Origin of the sequence: Gilliamella sp. wkB72, assembly GCF_001693745.1 — a bacterium.
In the GTDB taxonomy this organism is placed as follows: Bacteria; Pseudomonadota; Gammaproteobacteria; order Enterobacterales; family Orbaceae; genus Gilliamella; species Gilliamella apicola_E.
In genome coordinates, this window is sequence record NZ_LZEI01000019.1 from 69,317 (window position 1) to 92,457 (window position 23,141).

The 23,141-nt window shown below is 35.0% G+C and carries 22 protein-coding genes; 5 read left to right on the plus strand and 17 right to left on the minus strand.

The window, feature by feature from the left end:
• Window positions 1–2 precede the first annotated feature (2 nt).
• The 9 genes from der to putP all read right to left on the minus strand — a co-directional run bounded on the left by der (window position 3) and on the right by putP (window position 10,174).
• Window positions 3–1,469, minus strand: coding sequence for a ribosome biogenesis GTPase Der (gene der, locus A9G07_RS09410; protein WP_065734948.1), 1,467 nt, complete (start codon window positions 1,467–1,469; stop codon window positions 3–5).
• A gap of 18 nt (window positions 1,470–1,487) precedes the next feature.
• Complete coding sequence (gene bamB, locus A9G07_RS09415; protein ID WP_065734949.1) at window positions 1,488–2,660, minus strand: outer membrane protein assembly factor BamB; 1,173 nt, start codon at window positions 2,658–2,660, stop codon at window positions 1,488–1,490.
• A gap of 26 nt (window positions 2,661–2,686) precedes the next feature.
• Window positions 2,687–3,454, minus strand: coding sequence for a YfgM family protein (locus tag A9G07_RS09420; protein WP_065734950.1), 768 nt, complete (start codon window positions 3,452–3,454; stop codon window positions 2,687–2,689).
• A gap of 23 nt (window positions 3,455–3,477) precedes the next feature.
• A complete protein-coding gene (hisS, locus tag A9G07_RS09425) occupies window positions 3,478–4,755 on the minus strand; it encodes a histidine--tRNA ligase (protein ID WP_065734951.1) in 1,278 nt (425 codons plus the stop codon).
• Between the two features lie 24 nt (window positions 4,756–4,779).
• Entirely contained in the window at window positions 4,780–5,889 is a 1,110-nt protein-coding gene (gene ispG, locus A9G07_RS09430; protein ID WP_065734952.1) for a flavodoxin-dependent (E)-4-hydroxy-3-methylbut-2-enyl-diphosphate synthase, read from the minus strand.
• An 86-nt stretch (window positions 5,890–5,975) separates the two neighbouring features.
• Complete coding sequence (locus A9G07_RS09435) at window positions 5,976–6,419, minus strand: helix-turn-helix domain-containing protein (RefSeq protein WP_081303416.1); 444 nt, start codon at window positions 6,417–6,419, stop codon at window positions 5,976–5,978.
• An 83-nt stretch (window positions 6,420–6,502) separates the two neighbouring features.
• The gene (pdxY, locus tag A9G07_RS09440; RefSeq protein WP_065734954.1) at window positions 6,503–7,369 is read right to left on the minus strand and encodes a pyridoxal kinase PdxY; all 867 of its coding nucleotides are present in this window, start codon (window positions 7,367–7,369) and stop codon (window positions 6,503–6,505) included.
• A gap of 4 nt (window positions 7,370–7,373) precedes the next feature.
• Window positions 7,374–8,645, minus strand: coding sequence for a tyrosine--tRNA ligase (tyrS, locus tag A9G07_RS09445; protein WP_218060057.1), 1,272 nt, complete (start codon window positions 8,643–8,645; stop codon window positions 7,374–7,376).
• A gap of 41 nt (window positions 8,646–8,686) precedes the next feature.
• A complete protein-coding gene (putP, locus tag A9G07_RS09450) occupies window positions 8,687–10,174 on the minus strand; it encodes a sodium/proline symporter PutP (protein ID WP_065562912.1) in 1,488 nt (495 codons plus the stop codon).
• A 256-nt stretch (window positions 10,175–10,430) separates the two neighbouring features.
• On the opposite strand from putP, the gene nth reads away from it, so the two are divergent.
• From nth to A9G07_RS09465, 3 genes are read left to right on the plus strand one after another with little or no spacing between them, the layout of a single operon-like run.
• Window positions 10,431–11,069 carry an endonuclease III gene (gene nth / locus A9G07_RS09455; RefSeq protein ID WP_065562913.1) on the plus strand — a complete coding sequence of 213 codons (639 nt, stop codon included), beginning with the start codon at window positions 10,431–10,433 and terminating at the stop codon, window positions 11,067–11,069.
• Between the two features lie 6 nt (window positions 11,070–11,075).
• On the plus strand, window positions 11,076–11,606 hold the full coding sequence (gene smrB, locus A9G07_RS09460) for an endonuclease SmrB (protein WP_065562914.1): 531 nt from the start codon (window positions 11,076–11,078) through the stop codon (window positions 11,604–11,606).
• Between the two features lie 33 nt (window positions 11,607–11,639).
• Window positions 11,640–11,999 (plus strand): hypothetical protein, encoded by a 360-nt coding sequence (locus tag A9G07_RS09465; protein ID WP_065562915.1) that lies wholly within the window; start codon window positions 11,640–11,642, stop codon window positions 11,997–11,999.
• 354 nt (window positions 12,000–12,353) lie between these two features.
• On the opposite strand, the gene cgtA is transcribed toward A9G07_RS09465, so the two are convergent.
• The 4 genes from cgtA to rplU form a co-directional block, all read right to left on the minus strand.
• Window positions 12,354–13,517: an Obg family GTPase CgtA gene (gene cgtA / locus A9G07_RS09470; protein WP_065734956.1), complete on the minus strand. Its 1,164-nt coding sequence runs from the start codon at window positions 13,515–13,517 to the stop codon at window positions 12,354–12,356.
• Window positions 13,501–14,481 carry a DMT family transporter gene (locus A9G07_RS09475; RefSeq protein ID WP_065562917.1) on the minus strand — a complete coding sequence of 327 codons (981 nt, stop codon included), beginning with the start codon at window positions 14,479–14,481 and terminating at the stop codon, window positions 13,501–13,503. The genes cgtA and A9G07_RS09475 overlap by 17 nt, the downstream gene beginning before the upstream one ends.
• Window positions 14,482–14,567: 86 nt before the next feature.
• Window positions 14,568–14,828 carry a 50S ribosomal protein L27 gene (gene rpmA / locus A9G07_RS09480; RefSeq protein ID WP_034883716.1) on the minus strand — a complete coding sequence of 87 codons (261 nt, stop codon included), beginning with the start codon at window positions 14,826–14,828 and terminating at the stop codon, window positions 14,568–14,570.
• A gap of 15 nt (window positions 14,829–14,843) precedes the next feature.
• A complete protein-coding gene (rplU, locus tag A9G07_RS09485) occupies window positions 14,844–15,152 on the minus strand; it encodes a 50S ribosomal protein L21 (RefSeq protein WP_065562918.1) in 309 nt (102 codons plus the stop codon).
• Between the two features lie 232 nt (window positions 15,153–15,384).
• Between rplU and narX the strand changes: the two genes are divergently transcribed.
• The gene (gene narX / locus A9G07_RS09490) at window positions 15,385–17,187 is read left to right on the plus strand and encodes a nitrate/nitrite two-component system sensor histidine kinase NarX (RefSeq protein ID WP_065734957.1); all 1,803 of its coding nucleotides are present in this window, start codon (window positions 15,385–15,387) and stop codon (window positions 17,185–17,187) included.
• Between the two features lie 3 nt (window positions 17,188–17,190).
• Window positions 17,191–17,844, plus strand: coding sequence for a two-component system response regulator NarL (gene narL, locus A9G07_RS09495; protein WP_065734958.1), 654 nt, complete (start codon window positions 17,191–17,193; stop codon window positions 17,842–17,844).
• A 37-nt stretch (window positions 17,845–17,881) separates the two neighbouring features.
• On the opposite strand, the gene cysG is transcribed toward narL, so the two are convergent.
• The 4 genes from cysG to nirB form a co-directional block, all read right to left on the minus strand.
• Window positions 17,882–19,255, minus strand: a complete 1,374-nt coding sequence (cysG, locus tag A9G07_RS09500) for a siroheme synthase CysG (RefSeq protein ID WP_065562921.1) — start codon at window positions 19,253–19,255, stop codon at window positions 17,882–17,884.
• A gap of 111 nt (window positions 19,256–19,366) precedes the next feature.
• Window positions 19,367–20,134: a nitrite transporter NirC gene (gene nirC, locus A9G07_RS09505; protein ID WP_065562922.1), complete on the minus strand. Its 768-nt coding sequence runs from the start codon at window positions 20,132–20,134 to the stop codon at window positions 19,367–19,369.
• A gap of 22 nt (window positions 20,135–20,156) precedes the next feature.
• Complete coding sequence (gene nirD, locus A9G07_RS09510) at window positions 20,157–20,489, minus strand: nitrite reductase small subunit NirD (protein WP_065562923.1); 333 nt, start codon at window positions 20,487–20,489, stop codon at window positions 20,157–20,159.
• Window positions 20,490–20,492: 3 nt separating this feature from the next.
• Complete coding sequence (nirB, locus tag A9G07_RS09515; protein WP_065734959.1) at window positions 20,493–23,015, minus strand: nitrite reductase large subunit NirB; 2,523 nt, start codon at window positions 23,013–23,015, stop codon at window positions 20,493–20,495.
• Between the last annotated feature and the right edge of the window lie 126 nt (window positions 23,016–23,141).

Consider the following 23,141-nt stretch of genomic DNA (forward strand, 5'->3'; position numbering starts at 1 on the left):
CGTTATTTACGCCCCCGTACATGTTTCATTAATCGACGACGTTTACGTTGTTGGGAAGCCGTCAAACTATTTTTTCGGCCTTCAAATGGATTTGCGCCTTCTTTAAATTGAATTCGTATTGGTGATCCCATAATTTTTAATGAGCGTCTAAAATAATTCATTAAATAGCGTTTATAAGAATCAGGTAAATCTTCAACCTGATTACCATGAATAACAACAATTGGTGGGTTGTATCCACCTGCATGAGCATATTTTAATTTTACTCGACGCCCTCTCACTAATGGTGGCTGATGGTCATCTTGTGCCATTTGCATGATTTTGGTTAATAATGCAGTATTAACACGACGTGTCGCACAATCATATGCTTCTTGGATCGAGTCAAATAAGTTTCCTACACCACTGCCATGAAGTGCAGATATAAAATGTAAACGAGCAAAATCGATAAAATCAAGCCGATCATCTAACGTCGTTTTTACTTGCTCTTTGATATCTTGTGATAAACCATCCCACTTATTGACTGCAATAACAAGTGAGCGCCCACTATTAATAATGAAACCAAGCAAGGACAAATCTTGATCAGATATGCCTTCTCGGGCATCTATTACTAAAATAACAACATTAGCATCTTCTATCGCTTGCAGGGTTTTAATAACAGAGAATTTTTCAACGGTTTCTGTTACTTTACCTCGTTTACGAACTCCCGCTGTATCTATCAAGATATATTCACGATCATCACGCGTCATGGGGATATAAATACTATCGCGTGTTGTGCCGGGCATATCATAAACGACAACCCTCTCCTCACCTAAAATTCGATTAGTTAGTGTTGACTTACCTACATTTGGTCTTCCAACAATAGCAACTTTGATTGGCTGGTTGATGAGTGAGTCAGCTTCATCTTCAATGTCATCATAAGATTCAGGAAGCTCTTCATCTTCTGAATCATTTGATATGATTTCATGCTGATCATCTTCAAAATGGAAAATAGGATCGAGTACAGTTTCAATTAAAACATTTACACCACGACCATGGCTTGCTGCAATCGGATGAATGTCCCCTAATCCTAAACTATAAAAATCAGATATTGCGCTATCTGCATCAATACCATCAATTTTATTAGCAACTAAAAATGTTGCTTTTTCACGAGCGCGAAGATGCTTAGCAATTGCATGATCAGCAGGCATAGCACCAGCTCTTGCATCAACTAAAAAAAGGACAATGTCTGCTTCTTCAATTGCTTGTAGGGATTGTTCCGCCATAAAGCTTTCAACCCCATCTTCGGTGCCATCAATACCACCAGTATCAATGACTATATATTCATGCCCTTTGATTTCTGCTCGTCCGTATTTACGGTCACGAGTTAATCCCGGAAAATCAGCTACTAAGGCGTCTCGAGTTCGAGTTAATCGATTGAATAAAGTCGACTTTCCTACATTCGGACGACCAACTAGTGCGACAACAGGTACCATATTTTTTCTCTAATTACCTTAATTTTTTGTGAATGCGTAAATATCACCATTTTTAGCTTGGACAATAACTTTATTGTCGACAACTAATGGTTTCGAAATCAATCCACTACTACTAACTTGTGTTTTAGCAACGACTTCACCGTTATCTTTACTTAACCAATATAGATAACCTTCAAAATCACCAAGAACAATATAGTTTTCATATAAAACAGGATCGGTTAATTGACGATGTAACAAATCAGCTTGAGTCCATAGTACTGTACCACCATTTTTGCTGACGGCTTGTACATTATCATCTTGATCTACAACAAATAAATGTTGACTATCAACTGCAAAACTATGCGTTGACCCCATCTCTTTACGCCATACAATCTGACCATTACTTAAATCAAGTGCTACAACATTACCATTGTACCCAATTGCATAAGCTAAATTACCTTCGATAACAGGGGTTGAATCAACATCATTCAATTTTGCAATTTCAGTTGATCCACTAGGTTGTGAAATACGTTGTTGCCAAATCAGTTGTCCATCGTTTAAGTAGTAAGCATTTACATGACCAGTGTCATCACCAAGTATTGCTGCACCATGTGCAATTGTTGGGGTGGAATTACCTCTTAATGAAAGAGGTGGAACCTCAAGCATTACATCCCATACATCCTCACCGGTATTACGATTCAAAGCTTGTAAATTACCACTTGCGGTATAAACAATGAGTTTATCTTCTGAAGAAATAGGACGAGCAAGTACTTCGCCTTTTACTGGTTTTTCCCAAATAACATTACCATCATTACGATCTAAAGCATATACAACAGCACGTTCACTACCAACATATACATTTTTATCATCAGCACTTACACCGCCAGAAAATAGCGCTGTTTTGCTGCTAAATAATGTACTTTTTGATAAATTTTTATCCCATATTGTATGACCATTTAATAGATCAATAGCTTTAACTTGTCCGCTTCGGCTAGCAGCATAAATAGCATTATCATAATTAATAGGACCTAATAATGAATAAATATGTGTATTGCCTGATGTACTATTTCGCCATACTTCTTTTATTGAAAATTGGTTACTTACTTTCGGCGAAGGTGATACTTGTACTATCTCTTCTTCTCCACCAAACAATGAACATCCAGCAAGTGAAAACATAAAAACACTAATAGAAAGACATTTTGTTAACTTCATTGTATAAACCCTTATATCAGGATAAATTAATTTTTATTTTCTTGCGCTGCATTTACGTTAGCTTCTGCTTCTTGCTTTGCTTTATCTTTGGCGGCTTGAGCTTCTTGTTCAGCTTGTTGCTTATCTTTAAGATATTGAGCCTGATTTAACTTCATTTTGATATTTTTATCTAACTGTTCTGTAGGCAATGAAGCTTTAGAATAATTTTCCCCTGATTGATCAGCTGGAGCAGGAGCTAATGCAACATTATAAGCCGCAACAGCTTCAGCATAATTATTCAATTTCATATAGGCATCACCACGAATATCATTAACTACAGGTACCCAACTTTTTTCAGTTACCTTATTTAAGGTCGCTAAAACATCCTGATAACGTTCAAGTTGATATTGTATTTTTGCAATACGAATATAACTGATTGATTTAATAACTTCTGAATCAGTTTTACTTAATGAATCAGTGAGTAACTTTTCAGCTTTTGGATAATCTTTCAATTCTTCAACGTAAAATTTAGCTGCTTTTAAATTAGCAAAAACACTATAAATAGTATTATCACTCTCCGCGAAAGAGACTAATTCATTTACTGAATCTGGATTATTTTTGTCTAAATTAGCTATTAATTGTTCATACCGTTCGGAAGATTCAATCGTTTTTTCTAATTTGTAAGATTGCCAGTAACGCCAGCCATAAAAAGCTAGTAATCCAATTACTATAACTGCAACAATGATTTTCCACGTTTTAGCAAGAAATTCTTTTATCTCTGAAACTTGTTCTTCGCCAGATAATTGATAACTCACGTTTTTCTCCTATTTTCCTTAACTTACAATATTGCCAAACACGTTTGAACAATCTCTTTTTGTGCAACTTCAACTTGTTCGCCTGTTTGTAAATTTTTAATTGTTACTGTTTGATTGGCAATTTCATTTTCGCCAATGATTACAGCTATTTTAGCACCTAATTTGTCAGCTTTGGCAAATTGTTTCTTAAAATTACTACTACCGTAATTTGTAACAATTCTTCTATCAGGTAAACCATCACGTAATGTTTCCGCCGTTCTTTGTGCAGCAGATATTGTTTGCTCATCACCAGAAGATATCATATAAATATCAATCGAGTTGTCACGATTTAAAGAAGGGTTAACCGCTTGTACAAGCAATACTAAACGCTCAACTCCCATGGCAAAACCTACAGCAGGGGTTGGTTGTCCACCAAGCTGACTAACAAGCCCATCATAGCGTCCTCCACCACACACGGTACCTTGAGCACCTAAACTGGTAGTAACCCATTCAAAAACAGTTCGATTATAATAATCTAAACCACGAACTAATCTTTGATTAATATTATATTTTATTCCTGCGTTGTCCAATAAATGACATAACCCATCAAAATGATTTTTAGATTCTTCATCTAAATAATCAAATAATTTTGGCGCCTGATTAAGCAATTCTTGTACAACAGGATTTTTTGAATCTAACACACGTAATGGATTAGTATACATTCTACGTAAACAGTCTTCATCTAATTTATCTTTATGTTGTTCTAAGAAGCTAACTAACGCGTTACGGTAATTGGATCTAGCTTCAACTGAGCCAATTGAATTGAGTTCAAGTGTAGTATGCTTTTCAATACCAAGAGCTTTCCAAAAACGAGCGGTTAATAATATAAGCTCTGCATCAATATTCGGTCCTTCAAGGCCAAATACTTCAACACCAAATTGGTGGAATTGGCGATAACGCCCTTTTTGAGGTTTTTCATAACGAAATGCAGGCCCTAAATACCATAAGCGCTGCTCTTGATTATAAAACAGACCATGTTCAATTCCTGCACGAACACAACCTGCTGTAATTTCTGGGCGTAGAGTGAGACTTTCATCATTACGGTCGTTGAAAGTATACATTTCTTTTTCAACGATATCTGTCACTTCACCAACTGCTCGTTTAAATAATCCAGTATCTTCAACAATTGGGGTTCTAATTTCATTATAACCGTAACTATTTAGCACACCTTTGACAATTTTTTCAATTTGTTGCCATGTTGCACTATCACTCGGGAGTAAATCATTCATTCCCCGTATTGATTGGATTTTTTTTTCAGTCATATTTTTATTCGCTATCTAATAAGATTATAGTTCAGTGGTTGCTATTCTATTTTTCAAAATTAAGGCTTTAGCCCGTATTTTAGCTTCCAACTCATCTATCATTTTTTCATTATCTATACGCCCTATGCGCACACCATCTTCATAAAAACCGCTTTTATTGTGCCCACCAGCAACACCCATTGTGGAAGCTAATGCTTCACCTGGACCATTAACAACACAGCCAATAATAGAGACATCCATCGGTGTTATAATATCTTCAAGTCGTTGCTCTAGCGTATTAACGGTACTAATTACATCAAATTCTTGTCTTGAACAAGTTGGACAAGCAATGAAATTAATCCCTCTAGATCGGATACGTAAAGATTTCAAAATATCAAATCCAACTTTGACTTCTTCCGTCGGATCGGCAGCAAGTGAAACTCTTAATGTATCGCCGATACCTTCAGATAGCAATAAACCGAGCCCAATTGCTGATTTTACAGCACCTGTACGAATGCCTCCGGCTTCAGTTATTCCTAGATGTAAAGGCTGCTTAATTTGTTTTGCCAATAATCGATACGAATCAACTGCGGTAAAAACATCTGACGCCTTAACACTTACCTTAAATTGATCAAAATCAAGCCTATCAAGAATATCTACATGGCGCATCGCAGACTCAACTATCGCTTCTGGTGTTGGTTCACCATACTTTTCTTGGATATCTTTTTCTAGCGAACCTGAATTAACACCAATACGTATTGGAATATTTTTATCTTTAGCACAATCAACTACTGAACGAATTCTCGATTCATTACCAATATTACCAGGATTAATCCTTAAACAATTAACACCATATTCAGCAACTTTTAAAGCTATTCGATAATCAAAATGAATATCGGCAATCAAGGGAACTTTTACTTGTTGCTTAATAAATTTAAATGCTTCAGCAGCATCCATCGTTGGAATAGAAACGCGCACAATATCAACACCAACACGCTCAAGCGTTTGGATTTGAGCTACTGTTTTCTCTACATCTGTTGTTCGTGTATTGGTCATGGATTGGACAGCAATAGGAGCTCCACCTCCAATGGGCACATCACCGACATAAATTCGGGTAGATTCTCTCCTAACAATTGGTGATTCTTGATGACTCATAAGATGCCTAATCACATTACAAAATAACTAGGTCGCGATCTTAACAAGATTTGGGGCAAATGTCTGTATGTGAATTCGAAAATTTGCTAACTGTTAACGCGATCAGAAGCCCCAGGAGAAATATAATGGCTAACTTCAACGTAATTATTTTTGTTTTGACAGGTAGCGTAATATAATCCAATACCTAATAACAAAATAAAAATGAATAAAGTAATAAAGATAATCTTTTTACTATGACTTTTTTTATTATCTATTGATTCGAGTTTGAAAGGTTGTTTTACTGAATATTGCTTTGCTAATGCCTCAAGATAAGGTTGATATTCTTCACTAGGTAAACCAACAATTTTTGCATAGTTTTGAATATAGCTTTTAACAAGAACATAAGGGGCATGGACTAACTGATTATTTTCTATTTCTGAAATAACTTGAGTTCTAACATGAATTTGAGCAGAAATATCTTTTTGGGTTAAGCCCTTGTTATCCCTTAAATCGGAAAGAATCTTACCCAACGTAATATTATTTTCCATCATTTTCTCTTATTTTGCCTTCCATTAGTTTACACAACTTTAACTTATTTTTACATAATTTTATATATTTTTACATATTTCAAAAATTAATCAATCCTTTTTGCATTAAACCACTGTTTTGGCGTCTCAATTTCATTTTGTGCAGCGACTAATTGTAATTCATATTCATTTTGTTTTAATGTTTCAAGCATAACAGCATAAACTGCAGAGGTAGTATGTTCGAAAGCTTCGACCATTGATTTACCAAGCATTATATTTGCTAAAAATAGCCCGCTAGTCACATCGCCAACACCTACTGGTTGCTTAACACCAAAATCGACTAAGGGACGATCAATATGCCAAGCTTCATCCATAGTTACAAGCAACATTTCAAAACGATCTTTTTGATAACCTGCTCGACTTAAGTGTTTAACTAATAAAACTTTAGGCCCTTTTTGACAAATTGAGCGACAAGCTAAAATTGCTTCATTAACATTACTGATTGGTTGTTTACCATTAAGTTCCTCTAGCTCTAAGATATTTGGAGCCATCATATCTGCAATAGGCAAAGCGGTATTACATAAAAATTCGGATACACCTGGCGCAACAAAACAACCTTTTTCAGGATGTCCCATTACCGGATCACAAAGATAAATTGCTTCAGGATTTACTGCCTTTACTTTCTTAACTATGTCGATGATTGCATTACCTTGCTCTGGAGATCCCATATACCCACTTAATACAGCATTACATCGGTCTAATTCCCCAATAGCATTAATTCCTTCAGCAATATCTACCAAATGAGATGCTGACATTACCGATCCAGTCCATTGACGATACTGGGTATGATTTGAAAATTGAACCGTATTTAGAGGCCAAACATTCACACCCAAACGACGCATTGGAAATACAGCTGCACTATTACCTGCATGACCAAATACAACATGAGACTGAATCGATAAAATATTTTTCATGAAATCATCTCCAAATGAGTAAGCAGTAGTATTTTTTACCTCGACGCAATAATGTATAACGATTAAAGAGTTTATCACTACTAGAAAAACGATAATCTGTTGTGGAATTACGTTCACCATTAACAGAAATAGCATTTGATTCAATCATTGTTCTTGCCTGACCTCTTGAAGGTGCAAAATCTGCATTAACGATTGCTTGTTGCAAATCTAGCTCTTCTTCAACAGCCAATGTAGGCATACCATCTTGAGCTAACTGCTCAAAATCAGCTTCAGATAAGTCAGTTAACTTACCAGAAAATAAACTTTCAGTGATACGTTTCGCTGCGGTTAAGCCATCTTCGCCATGAACTAAACGAGTAACTTGCTCAGCAAGTACATATTGAGCTCTAGGGGCTAAGCCACTATTCTTATCCTCTTCTTCCAATGCATCAATTTCTTCCAATGACATGAATGTAAAGAATTTAAGGAAACGATAAACATCGGCATCAGCAGTATTAATCCAAAATTGATAAAATTTATACGGGCTGGTTTTTTTAGGATCTAACCATACTGCACCGCTTTCAGTTTTACCAAATTTGGTTCCGTCCGATTTAGTAATTAATGGTACGGTTAAACCATAAACTTGTTTTTGATGTAAACGACGAGTTAAATCGATACCTGCGGTAATATTACCCCATTGATCAGAACCACCTATCTGTAACACGACATTATGTGCTTTGTTTAGGCTTGCAAAATCATAAGATTGTAACAAGCTATAAGAAAACTCAGTAAATGAAATACCTGACTCATCGCGGTCAATACGTTGCTTAACAGATTCTTTATTAATCATTGAATTGACGGAAAAATATTTACCAATGTCCCGTAAAAAAGATAAAACATTCATGCCACCAAACCAATCATAGTTATTGGCTACAATAGCTGCATTATCACCACATTCAAAATCCAAAAACGGCGATACTTGTTGTTTGATTTTCTCACTCCATTCAATAACAGTATCTTCAGTGTTAAGCTTACGTTCAACTGCTTTGAAGCTTGGATCCCCAATTAGTCCTGTTGCACCACCAACTAATGCAATTGGTTTATGACCAGCCAATTGAAAACGTTTTAAACAAAGTAATGGAACTAAATGACCAAGATGCAAACTGTCAGCTGTTGGATCAAAACCACAATATAGCGCAATAGGATTTTTTTCGATTAATTCCATTAGCGCGTTTTCATCAGTAAGTTGAGCAATAAGCCCACGCTCTTGCAGTTGTTTGATCACATTTTTTGTCATGATATTTTACCTATTAACGTTTCTATTCTATTTAATTACATTTATTTATTATGATATCTTTTATACGCTTGTTCAAAATGATCTTCGACTATTTCATTTGGTTTTTTGTCTAATAAACTAAAAATAACTATTGCTATTGACGCAAATAAAAAACCTGGAATCAAGGAATACAAATTAAACCAATTGAAATTTATCCAAAGTAAAACGGTAATTGCTCCCGTTATCATTCCTGCTAGTGCACCATTGCGAGTCATTCGAGCCCAGAAAACCGAAAATACAACAATAGGGCCAAATGCCGCTCCAAATCCTGCCCAAGCATGACTGACTAAATCAAGCACACTGTTATTTGGGTTTATTGCGAGTAAAATAGCAATAACTGAAACTAATAAGACCATAACACGCCCAACCCAAACTAATTCTCGTTGTTTAGCCTTTGGTCTGATAAATGCTCGATAGAAATCTTCAGTTAATGCACTTGAACAAACTAATAATTGGCAACTTAGGGTACTCATTACTGCAGCTAAGATAGCTGCAAGCAAAATACCTGCAATCCACGGATTAAAAAGTAATTTAGATAATTCGATGAAAATACGTTCATGCTTACCATCATCAATTAAATACGCTAAATTTGGATTGTTAGCAAAAAAAGCTATACCAAAGAAACCAACTGTAATAGCACCGGCTAAACACAAAATCATCCATGTCATACTAATTCGACGAGCGTTTTTCATTACTTCGTGTGAATCAGCAGCCATAAACCTTGCTAAAATATGGGGCTGACCAAAATAACCAAGTCCCCATCCTAATAAAGAGATAATGGCAATAAAATCCATATGTGAAAAGATGTTTGTGTAATCGGGATTTAATGATTGAATATTAGCCAACGCATCTGAAAAACCCCCAGCATTTATCATAACCATGATTGGGGTTAAAATTAATGCAAACATCATTAAACTAGCTTGAATAGTATCTGTCCAGCTGACCGCTAAAAAACCACCGATAAAAGTATAAGCAATGGTTGCACCTGCACCAGCAAGCATAGCCCAGCCATAACTAAGGCCAAATGTACTTTCAAATAATTTAGCGCCAGCAACTACACCAGAAGCACAATAAATTGTGAAAAAAATTAAAATTATTACTGCCGAAATAATTCTTAGTAATGAGCTGTTATCATCAAATCGACGAGAAAAATAATCAGGTAAAGTTAATGAATTATGATTTATTTCAGTAAAAACTCTTAGCCTACCCGCAATAAGAAGCCAATTTAAATAAGCTCCAATTATTAAACCTATTGCAATCCAACTTTGTGAAATACCAAATAAAAAGACTGCACCCGGCAATCCCATTAATAACCAACCACTCATATCTGAAGCACCAGCAGAAAGTGCAGTCACTACACTACCGATACGTCGCCCACCTAATATGTAATCACCAAAATTTCGCGTTGCACGGAATGCAAAAAAACCGATAGCAATCATTCCTAATATGTAAACAGCAAAGGTGACAATCATTGGTAATGACATTTTTATAATAAACCTTGAATGATGAAATTAAAAAATAGTTGGCTAGCTTACCACAAAAAGCCAATGCTAAAAAGCAGGTGATTTCTGCAGATAAATGTTAAATAAAAAAGAAAAAACAATTCAAAAGTAAAAATATTTTATTATTTTCCAATAGATAGATTTTTAATAGTCTTAACTTTTATAAAAACTCAATAGATCCTACGGTTAAATCTAAAATAAAAGTATATAATATTAATTAACCATCTTATGTTTATAATATATTGTGAAACAATCAACACGAATACAAATTTTAGAAAGACTAAAAGATCATATTAAAGATCCTACAACCGAATTGGTGTATCAAACACCGTTCGAGCTACTTATTGCCGTTGTACTTTCAGCCCAAGCTACAGATGTTAGTGTTAATAAAGCTACAAAACCGTTATTTGCGATTGCAAACACTGCAGAGCAAATTTTAGCGTTAGGCGTCGATAAATTAAAAGATTATATTCGCACAATAGGTTTATATAATAGTAAAGCTGAAAACATTATTAAAACTTGTCAGATTTTGGTTGATAAATATCAAGGACAAGTCCCCGAAAACTTTGATTCATTAATTGCGCTACCTGGTGTGGGTAGAAAAACAGCCAACGTTGTGTTAAATACAGCTTTCGGCTGGCCAACTATTGCGGTCGATACACATATATTTAGGGTAAGTAATCGAACTGGTTTTGCTCCAGGTAAAACCGTTGAAGCAGTTGAAGAGAAGTTACTAAAAGTGGTACCAAAGGAGTACAAAATAAATTGTCACCATTGGTTAATATTACATGGTAGATATACGTGTATTGCTAGAAAACCTCGTTGTGGATCTTGTGTTATTGAAGATTTGTGTGAATTTAAAGAAAAAGTTTATCCAGAGTGAGAATCAATGTCGAATAAATTTATATTAGATCATGAAGACATAGACTTGTTTAAAAATAGTATTGGTAAAACCAAACAGCTCAAACAAGATACTGTGATTCATAAACCTCAAAAACGATCTCAAAAGCTAATAGAAAATCAAAAAATTCAACATGAAAAAGTAAATAATGAATTTTACTTTTCTGATGATTACCAACCTCTATTACAAGAAGATCCGATTCGTTATAGTCGTGAAAACTCAGATCCTAATGAATTGAAAAAATTACGACGTGGATTTTATGCACCTGAATTCTTTTTAGATTTACATGGATTAACTCTGCAAGAAGCGAAAAAAGAAATAGCAGCATTAATCGCCGTTTGTTTAAAAGAAAATGCCAATTGCGCTTGCATCATGTATGGGCACGGTAAAAACATATTAAAAAAACAAACCCCAATGTGGTTAGCCCAGCATCCTAATATCATTTGTTTTCATCAAGCACCGAAAGAATTTGGCGGCAGTGCAGCATTACTTATTTTATTTGATACCATCAATAACTAAAAAATAAATTTTAAATATATAAGGAATAAAAAAATGAAATTATTAAAAAAAATAAAACATGTTTATTTATTTCTAATACTTGCTATCTTTATAACTGCATGTGGCGGACTTGATGCAATTCCTTCAGAAAAAAGTAACTATATTGGCAAATGGCAAGGTGAATATATGGTGATAACTATCACTAAAGACGCCAAAGTTATTTACAATTATAAAAAAGATGGGGTAACTAAAAGCGTTGAAGGGCCGATACAAGAATTTATTGGTGATGATTTTAAAGTAGGGGTTTTAGGTTTAAATTCTTTATTCAAAGTAAGTAAGCCTCCTTATTTTGAGGACGGTCAATGGAAAATGGTCATTGATGATCAATTAGTTATCAAAACATCGTATTTTTAATCACTTTAAAATAAAAAAGCCAGCATAGTTGCGCTAGGCTGGCAAACATTGGAAGCAATGTGAGCAATGTCATACTTTTTCAGAAGTCTTGCGACGCTCTAATCAAGTACATCTTAATGATAATAATTCTCATTATTAAAAGCAAGCGTTTTTTTTGACTTTTTTCAAAAAATAAAAGAAAAATGTAAACCACCAATTTTTTTTAATATGAAATCATTGTGTTAGCTTTAGAATAATAGAGAATAATAGAGAATAATAGAGAGGAATACAGGGCTATGTCACCCTGTATTTTTGTAATGGTGATTTTTTAGTTGATAATTTGAAATGATAAGTTTAACTTATTTTAGGTTATTACTATTTTTGATAGATAAATTCAACCCCTTCTTCGTCACTGTCATCCCAATCATCAAAATCATCGTCATCAAAAGCCTCATCCATCGCTTGTTGGTGATAATCATCCCACATAAATTCAACTTTTTCTGCTGCCGTTTCTGCTTCTTCTGCTTCACGAGGATGCGCATTCATGTAGTCCATTAGATCCCAACATAAAGCTTTTACCCCTTCATGATTAACTGCTGAAATCACATAATATTTATCATTCCAGTCGAGTGCTTTTGCAATTTCTGCTGCACATTTGGCACTTTCTTCTTCACCCAATACATCCATTTTATTGAAAACTAACAAGCGCGGTTTATTGGCTAATTTTTCACTATATTGGTGAAGTTCTTGAATAATAACTTTAGCATTTTCAATTGGATCTGATTCATCGATTGGAGCAATATCAATTAGATGAACTAAAATCCTACAGCGTTCTAAGTGTTTTAAAAAACGAATACCAAGTCCTGCGCCATCCGATGCGCCTTCAATCAACCCTGGAATATCAGCAACAACAAAACTCTGCTCATTATCCATTCTAACTACCCCTAAACTAGGTACTAAAGTTGTAAATGGATAATCAGCGACTTTCGGTTTTGCTGCTGAAACTGAACGAATAAACGTTGATTTACCTGCATTAGGCAAACCTAACATACCAACATCAGCTAATAGTAAAAGTTCTAGTAGCACATCACGTTTTTCACCCGGTGTACCATCAGTCTTTTGTCTTGGAGCTCGATTCACTGATGATTTAAAACGTGCGTTACCAAGCCCATGAAAACCACCTTTAGCCACAAGGACTTTTTGTTGATGATGAGTTAGATCACCAATAATTTCACCAGTATATTTGTCAGTGATACGAGTCCCAACAGGTACTTTAACGGTAATATCTTTACCTCGCTTGCCGGTACAATCAGAACCTTGTCCATTTTGACCACGTTCAGCGCGATAGTTCTTTTCAAATTGAAAATCCACGAGTGTGTTTAGATTTTCATCGGCAATAAAAAATACATCGCCACCATCTCCACCATCGCCACCATCAGGACCACCTTTAGGTATATATTTTTCACGACGGAAACCAACACAACCATTGCCACCGTCACCAGCTTCCACTCGAATTGAAGCTTCATCTACAAATTTCATTATTTGTCCTCTTTTTTCGGTTAATCAGCCAGCCCTTTCTAGGTTGCCATAAATGATGTCCAACTGTTGCAAACATTGCACCTGCTACAACAGATACCGCGCCAATATAACCTATAATATTTAAATATTGCATTACAAACTTTTCTGGCCATAGTAAAGCAAATAAATCTGAGAAAATCAGTGCAAAAAGTGGTGTCAGTGTTGTTATAGCACTTACTTGCGCAGCTTGCCAACGCTCCATTGCCATAACTAAAGCACCATAAGCAATAATGGTATTTAAACCACAAAAAATAATTGCAAACAATTGACTAAAATCAGCATTAGCAATTTTAGTCGGTGATGCTAGAGGCCATAAAAAGATACTACATATAAGATAAATCAACCAAAGTAGCTGCTCTGCTCTTAATTTTCTTAATAATACTTTTTGCGCTAATGCATAACATGCCCATGATATAGAGGCTAATAAGGCCAGCCACACACCTATACCATATGAAGACATATTGGCAAAGAGATCTGCTAGATTTTCATTAAAAAATAGCGCTAAACCAATTAACAATATAGTAATACCAATAATTTGTGTTGGTCTTAATTTCTCTTTGAAAATAAAAGCACTAGAAATCATAAATATGACAATGCCAGTTTGTCCAACAACTTGAGCTGTAGTTGCAGATAAATACTGAACAGCTGTAGCAAAAAGCGCAAAATTACCTAATAAACCAAATCCGGCAATCATTAATAGAATAAAACGGCGTCGTTTTTTAAACATCATCAAATTAGGAAATTGTTTTTTATAAGCCAACCAAAGCGTTATACCTACTGCTGATATACTTAAGCGTGACCAAGCTAACGTTAATGGATCAATAACAACTAATGCATATTTCATAGCAATTGGCACGAGTCCCCACATCACTGACGTCAACATGGCTAGCGCAAAACCTAATTTAACATTTTGCTGTTTTATCATAATGAATTAATTTATATAAATTTCAAGAAATGAAAAAAGCCCCACAATAACTGTGAGGCTTCTAAAACTTATGAACCGCTGGTTTATTAGCTGTTAGCAACTACACTAACATAACGGCGGTTTTTAGGTCCTTTAACTTCAAACTTAACTTGTCCATCAACTAACGCGAATAGGGTATGATCACGACCACAACCTACATTAGTACCTGGGTGGAATTGAGTTCCACGTTGACGAACTAAAATATTACCAGCAAGAACTTCTTGAGAACCATAACGTTTAACACCTAAACGTTTACTCTGGGAATCACGACCATTACGTGATGAACCACCAGCCTTCTTATGTGCCATTGTTCGATACTCCTATTAAGCGATTGCAGTGATCTTCACATCAGTGAACCACTGACGGTGACCTTGTTGTTTACGATAGTGTTTACGACGACGGAATTTAACAATTTTCACTTTCTCGCCACGACCGTGCTCAACAATCTCTGCTTTAACTGTTGCACCTTCAACAAACGGAGCACCAACTTTGATGTCTTCACCATTTGCTACCATTAAAACTTTATCGAAAACAACTTCTGCACCTGTTTCGACTTCAATTTTTTCCAAGCGAACGACTTGTCCTTCGCTAACTCGGTGTTGTTTACCACCACTTTGGAAAACTGCGTACATACTTAACTCCGCAATAAAAAGCAGACGATTCCTGATTTAACATATATGTCTGCATTGATTAATCTTATAGGGCGTGAATTTTACGCAAAATTTATGCTTGTTGCAAGCGCTGTTTAATAAAAGATCGCAAAAAGTCATAAAAAAGATCTTTGATCAACGGTTTTCACGATACAATAGAGCTAAATTATTATTTATTTAAACAATATTTAACACAAAAATATTGAGTATCGATATGCTAAAAAGAAAATTTCGCTACAGTGCATCTATTTTAAATCGTTTAACACTTTTAATGTTTTCTTTAGGTGCCATGGCGTTATTAGCTTTGTTTTTATCAATACAAGTAGCTAATGATACTAAAGGCAGTGCTTATATGATAAACCAATTGGGTTTAATTAGGATGAAAAGCTATCAATTTTTAGCCATGATCCCGATTGAAAAAAAGGACTATGATCGACTTAATATTTTTAATGATATTCCGTCTTCTGAGCAATTAAAATTATTTGAACGTTACCATTTAATTGATGAGCTTAACCAATTACAGTCTCAATGGATAACTGATATTGTCCCAAAAATTAAACAAGCAAACAGTATAGATGAAATAAAAAATGAAATTGATAAATTTGTAACTCAGACCGATAAATTAGTCCATCAAATTGATCAAAAAACAGAAAATCAAATCCATTATATATCTCAACTGCAATTTGTTTTTATCATTCTAATTGTTCTTTTTCTTCTTGCGCAAATTTACTATTTACGTCGTTATCTTCTTGCGCCTTGGCGCAAATTAATAAATATGGCTGAATCTATTTCGCAACATAGCCAACGATTTAACAGTAAGAAAAGTAAAAAGAACGAATTTGATTTATTGGGGCAAGCCTTCAATGAAATGGCAGAACAAATTGAATTGCAGTACCAATTATTAGAAGAACGTGTCACAGAAAAAACTGCCGAATTACAACAAATCAATAAAATATTGTCGTTTCAGTATCAAGCTATAAAACAACTGCACACATCAGATCCATTATGTGAACGCTTTTTAATTATACTCCGCCAGCTTGAGGAATTAGTACCATTAACACAGTTTCAAATTCGTTTTTATGAGTCGGATAATATAGAACATTATCAACAAATCAGCTATGCCAACCAACAAAGACTACCTTATTGCCAAAATTCAGAATGTAACGCTTGCCTTATTCCATCAAAATCTTATCAAGAAAATGGATTTCAACGTTATTGGTATCTTCAAGAAAAAGGTGAAAAATTTGGTATTTTATTTGCTCTACAACCATCAACAATGCATCTAAGTGCAGAACAAGAAAATTTAATTACAGCCTTAGTCGAGCAAATGACGACAGCACTAATGCTTGATAGGCAAATAGAACAACAAAAACAATATCTATTAATGAAAGAGCGCTCAGCAATGGCAAGAGAGTTACATGACTCTATAGCACAATCTCTTTCTTGTTTAAAAATTCATCTTAGTTGCTTACAAATGCAACCAGATTTAACCTCACAAACAAGTAGTGATTTGCTAGCTATTATGCGTACAGAAGTTAATATTACATATTCTCAATTAAGAGAATTAATAACTTCTTTTCGTTTACGTCTTAATCAAACCGGTTTTTATGCCAGCTTAATGGAATTGATCGAAGAATTTAATCAAAAATTGAAATTTAAAATACAAGCTGAATATCAACTACCTCTCAATATCATTAAGAGCAAATATGCATTCCATCTATTGCAATGTGTACGCGAATCTTTAAATAATATTTATAAACATGCTAATGCAACACAAGTTAAAATAAGTTTAACTATTGATGATAACCAGATTATTACTGTCAGCATAAAAGATAATGGTATTGGTTTACAAAATAATGCTAATCAAGATAATCATTATGGATTAATAATTATGCGTGATAGAGTTGAAATATTAAATGGCAATTTAACCATTAATAGTAAGCCTAATCTAGGCACTGAGATTGTAATAACGTTTAAAGCAACTACAATGATCCCATTTAAAATGATAGAAGAATAACAAATGGAACAAGTTAAAAGTTCAATATTACTTATTGATGATCATCCCATGTTAAGAAATGGGGTTAAGCAACTTATAAAAACAATCAATAATTTTGAGGTTATCGGTGAAACAGGCTCTGGCTTAGAAGGGGTTATGCTTGCAGAAACACTTGATCCGGACATTATTTTATTAGATATCAATATGAATGATGTCAATGGATTAGAAATCTTGCGTTATTTACGAGAAAAAAATATTTCTGCACGAATCATTATATTTACTGTATCAGATGCAAAAGAAGATATCATTACTGCTATCAAAACCGGTGCTGATGGCTATTTATTAAAAGATATGGAACCGGAAAACCTTCTGAAAGCATTAATAGATATTTCTGAAGGCAAAATCATCATGGATGAAGCAATTTCACCTATTATTCTTGATTATATGCGTCATGGTGGAGGCACGACCACAAGCCAGTCCCATAATATTAATTTACTCACACCAAGAGAACGAGAAATATTTAATTTATTAGTTCAAGGATTATCAAATAAATTAATAGCGAAAGAGTTAGATATTGTCGAAAACACAGTAAAAGTCCATATAAAAAGTATATTTAAAAAACTAAATTTTAAATCTAGAATGGAAATGACTGTATGGTATTTACAAAGTAAAGAATAGCTAGTACTAATTATGCCATTCTTCACTTTATCTAACATTAAAGTTTAGAAAACCAATTTAACTTTTTGCGTAATGCAACTACACGTCCAATAATAATTAAACTAGGACTACAAGCATGTAATGCAAGTTGAGTAAGATCACATAACAATCCCTCTACAACTTTCTGATTGGCTTTTGTACCTTCTTCTACTATAGCCACAGGTATATTACTATCCATACCATGTTTAATTAATTGTGTTTTAATATTTTCTGCTTGTGATAACCCCATATAAAAAACGAGAGTCTGTTTTTCAGCAGCTAAACTTTGCCAATCCAAATGAGTGCCATCTTTCAAATGACCCGTAATTAAACGAACACTATGAGCATAATCACGATGAGTTAATGGTATTCCACTATAAGCTGAACATCCTGAAGCAGCTGTAATTCCTGGTACTAACGAAAAAGGAATATTAGCATCAAATAGTGTTTCAAGCTCTTCTCCGCCTCGACCAAAAATGAAGGGGTCACCACCTTTAAGTCTTACTACTCGCAACCCTTTTTGGGCTTGCTCAAGTAATATTTGGTTAATTTGTTCTTGTGGCACACAATGAAAACCAGGCCGCTTACCGACAAAAATTCGCTGAGCATCTCGTCGAGCTAAATTCATTATTTCATCGGATACTAATCGATCGTAAACAATAATATCGGCTTGTTGAATTTGTTGAAGAGCTTTTAATGTCAACAACCCTGGGTCACCCGGACCGGCACCAACTAAAACCACTTCACCTCGATAATCAACGGGCTCTTCAAATAATTCATTAGTTAACATTTCAACTTTTTCTGAATCATTATTAGCTATAGCTTGAGCTAACCTATCATGTGTAAATAGCTTTTCCCAAAATCTTCTCCGTTCAGTCATGCTTTGATAAGTTGCTTTTACTTTATTACGCAAATAACCAGCATATTTCGCTAGTTTGCCAATATTTTGCGGTAAAATCGCTTCTAGTTTTTCACGTAATAACCGTGCCAATACAGGGGCATGACCTTCTGAAGATATCGCAACCATTATTGGAGAGCGATCAATAATAGAAGGCATAATAAAACTAGCACCTTTAGGTGAATCAACGATATTACAAAAAATACGTCGCTTTTCTGATTCTATACTGACTTGCTGATTGGTTTGTTGACAATCTGTTGCGGCAATAACTAACCATTTATTATCGAGTAGTTGTGTATCAAATTCACCTTGTATTAAAACCAATTGTTTTTGTTCTTGCCAACAGACAAATTGCTGAGTAAATTCGAGAGCATTGACAGTTAAATTTGCGCCAGCTTCAAGCAATAACCGAGCTTTACGCTCGGCTATTTCCCCACCACCAACTAATAAGCAATCACGGTTTTCTAATTTACAAAATAAAGGTAAATAATCCATAGACTTTAAAAACAACCATTAATATCTTATTGATCTAAAAAATTTACTGTTAATAATCCAATAATTCTTAAAAACAGTAAGCTAAACAATTACAACCTTATTCAATAATGATTAAGGTCGATCTGCTTTAGGTGTTGAAAACCAATATCCTAAGCCCATAAACAGCGCTCCAGATACTAAATTACCCAATGAAACCCATAACAAATTATGCCCAATACCGCCTAAAGTATAGGCATCAGTATGATTTCCAAACCAAGAAAGAGAAAATAACGTCATATTAGCAACACTATGCTCATACCCACAAGCAATAAATGCCAATAAACACCACCATATAGCAATAAATTTGGCTGAACCTTCAACTCGATTTGCCATCCAAATAGCTAAACAAACTAACCAATTACATAAAATTCCACGAAAAAATAGAGCCATTGCGGGAGTGGATGTTTTTGCTAATGCCGCAGTATGTATAAGGGAAGTATCTGTTGCCAATAATGGGCTTGCCGCCCAATAAAATAAAGCAGCAACAAAAATAGATCCCAGTAAATTGCCTAGCCACGTTTGTGGTAATACCCACCACATTTGAAAGTGTGTAATCTTTTTAGCTTGAACACCAAATGTTAAAAACATGGTATGCCCAGTAAATAACTCCGAGCCCGCTATAACAACTAAAGTTAATGCAATTCCAAATGTTGCTCCCATAACTAAAGGTCTAACTGATGCATCAAGCAAATTACCCAGCGTAAAAATTAATATGATACCCAGACCAACATAAGCACCTGCCATAGCAGAACTTAGCCAAAACCCTATAGGATTGGTTTTAGCTAATTTAACAATACGTGCTGCATTAACAGCACATTTATTAATTGTTTCTGTATACATTTATTATTCCTATTTTTATTTATTAGTTAAATTTAACTTTAACAAATCCATCATTATCAATTTTGACCTCATAGTGTGCGATGGAATAACTTGCATCTTCAAAACAATAACCATCTTTTAAACGAAAGCGTTGTTTTTTCAGAGGACTAGCAACCCATAATTCATTTTCATGCTCACAAATAATCCCCCTAGAAAGCACACTAGCATTAGCAAAAGGATCAATATTACTAATCGCATAAAGCTCGTCAGAATGAAAAGGACGAAAAACAGCGACATGCTCTTTACCAACTAAAGCACAAACTCCTGTTTCAGGAAAAATATCTTCAATTTTACAGATAGTTACCCATTGACTCATAATCTACTCTCCTGACATAACTTGACGTTCTTCAAGGGTGGCGGGACGATGTTGTTGTCGCTCAGGTACAAACTGAACATTATCGTCTCGTTTAGGACTATTAATAAAATGAGCAAACCGGATTTGTGCTTCTGGATTATTAACAGTTTCTTTCCATTCACAAACAAAAAGCTTACGAATGCGAGCCATCTCTTTTTCAAGTTCGTCATTGATACCTAATTTGTCATCAATAATGACACTACGCAAATATTCGATCCCCCCCTCAAGGTTTTCAAACCAGACAGAAGTCCGTTGTAATTTATCCGCTGTACGAATATAGAACATAAGGAAACGGTCTAGGTAGCGAATAAGGGTTTCTCGATCTAAATCTGCAGCTAAAAGATCGGCATGACGAGGTTTCATACCACCATTACCACAAACATAAAGATTCCAACCTTTTTCAGTTGCAATAACGCCAATATCCTTACCCTGAGCTTCGGCACATTCACGGGTACAACCTGAAACACCAAGTTTGAATTTATGAGGCGCTCGAATACCTTTATAGCGGTTTTCTAATTCGACACCTAAACTAACACTATCTCCTACCCCAAACCGACACCAAGTGCTACCTACGCAAGTTTTTGCCATACGTAATGCCTTAGCGTAAGCGTGACCACTCTCAAAACCAGCATCAATCAGTTCTTTCCAGATAGCAGGAAGATCATCTTTTTGCGCACCAAACAACGCTATACGTTGTGAACCAGTAATTTTTGAATAGAGATTGTATTTCTTAGCAATCTGACCAATCGCAATCAATCCTTCCGGGGTAATTTCACCACCAGCACTACGAGGAATAATTGAATAAGTACCATTTTTTTGAATATTACCTAAAAAGATATCATTACTATCTTGTAACGGTACAAGATCTGGTTTAAGAATATAATTATTCCAACATGAAGCTAATATAGAGCCAACTGTTGGTTTACAAACTTCACAGCCATAGCCGGTACCATGTTTTTTTATCACTTCATCAAAGGAAGTTAATCCTTCAACACGAATTAAGTGAAAAAGCTCTTGCCGAGAATATTTAAAATGTTCACAAAGTGCATGGCTTACTTCAATACCTTGTTTCGCTAATTCCAAATTAAGGATTTGCGTTACTAGTGGTATACAACCACCACATCCACTACCCGCTTTAGTTTCAGCTTTAATTGCAGCAACAGTATGACAACCAGCATGAATAGCTTGAACAATTTTTGCCTTTGTCACATCAAAACAAGAACATATTTGTGCACTATCAGGTAATGCGTCAGCGCCTAATGCAGGCTTAGCACCTGCATGTGATGGTAAAATTAGAGAATCAGGATGTTCAGGTAAATCCATATCATTAAGCATCAGTTGCAGCAAGTTACTATAATCAGATGTATCACCAACTAAAACAGCACCTAATAGTTTTTTATTATCATTAGATACCACTAACTTTTTATAAACTGGTACACTTTCATCTAAATAAACATAGCTTCTGCTAGCTATTGTTTTAGCCTTTGCATCACCAATACTACCAACGTCGACTCCCATTAATTTGAGTTTAGCACTCATATCGGCACCTTCAAATTTAGCGCTTTCACCGATTAAATGTGCTAAGGCAACTTGTGCCATTTTGTAACCAGGTGCAACTAAACCGTAAACTTTACCTTGCCAACAGGCGCATTCACCTATGGCATAAATATCCGGATCTGAAGTTTGGCAATAATCGTTAATAACTATACCTCCTCTAGGTCCAATATCTAATTCACACGCTTTAGCTAATTGGTCATTGGGACGGATGCCAGTTGAAAAAACAATAAAATCAATTTCAAGTGATGAACCATCAGAAAATTGCATAACTTTACCTGATGGGGTATGAATAATTTCTTGAGTATTTTTGCTTGTATGAACTCCAACTCCCATCTCTTCGATTTTTCTTCGCAGTTGATCACCACCCATTGCATCAAGTTGCTCTGACATTAAGACTGGAGCAAATTCGACAACATGAGTTTCAACTCCTAAGTTTTTCAATGCACCAGCAGCTTCAAGTCCAAGTAAACCACCACCGACAACTGCACCTATTTTACAATTACTAGCACAATCACGAATCGCATCGAGATCTTCAATGGTACGATAAACAAAACAATTCGCCCCTTCAGCACCTTTAATTGGAGGAACCCATGGATAAGAGCCCGTTGCAATAATCAACTTATCATAAGAAACAATACGCCCAGTTTGTGAATGCACCTCTTTACGTTGGCGATTAATCAAAATAACCCGTTCATTAAGTAAAATATTAATATCATTTTCTTGGTACAAGCCTTCCCGAACTAAAGACAGTGCTTCTGCAGTATGGCCTGAAAAATAGGAAGAAAGATGAACACGATCGTAAGCTACTCTTGGTTCTTGGCAAAAGATGGTAATTTTAAAATTATCAGACTGCATTTTTTCGATAATTTCTTCGACAAAACGATGTCCAACCATCCCATTGCCTATAATAACGAGATTGGTTTTACTCATAAAAAGCTCCAAATTTATTTTTAATTCAATTATTTAATTTTTATCTATACGATATTTTAAGGAACTTTAAATAGAATATAATTACCCTCAAGGATTACCACTTTAGTAGTAGATTAAATAATAAGC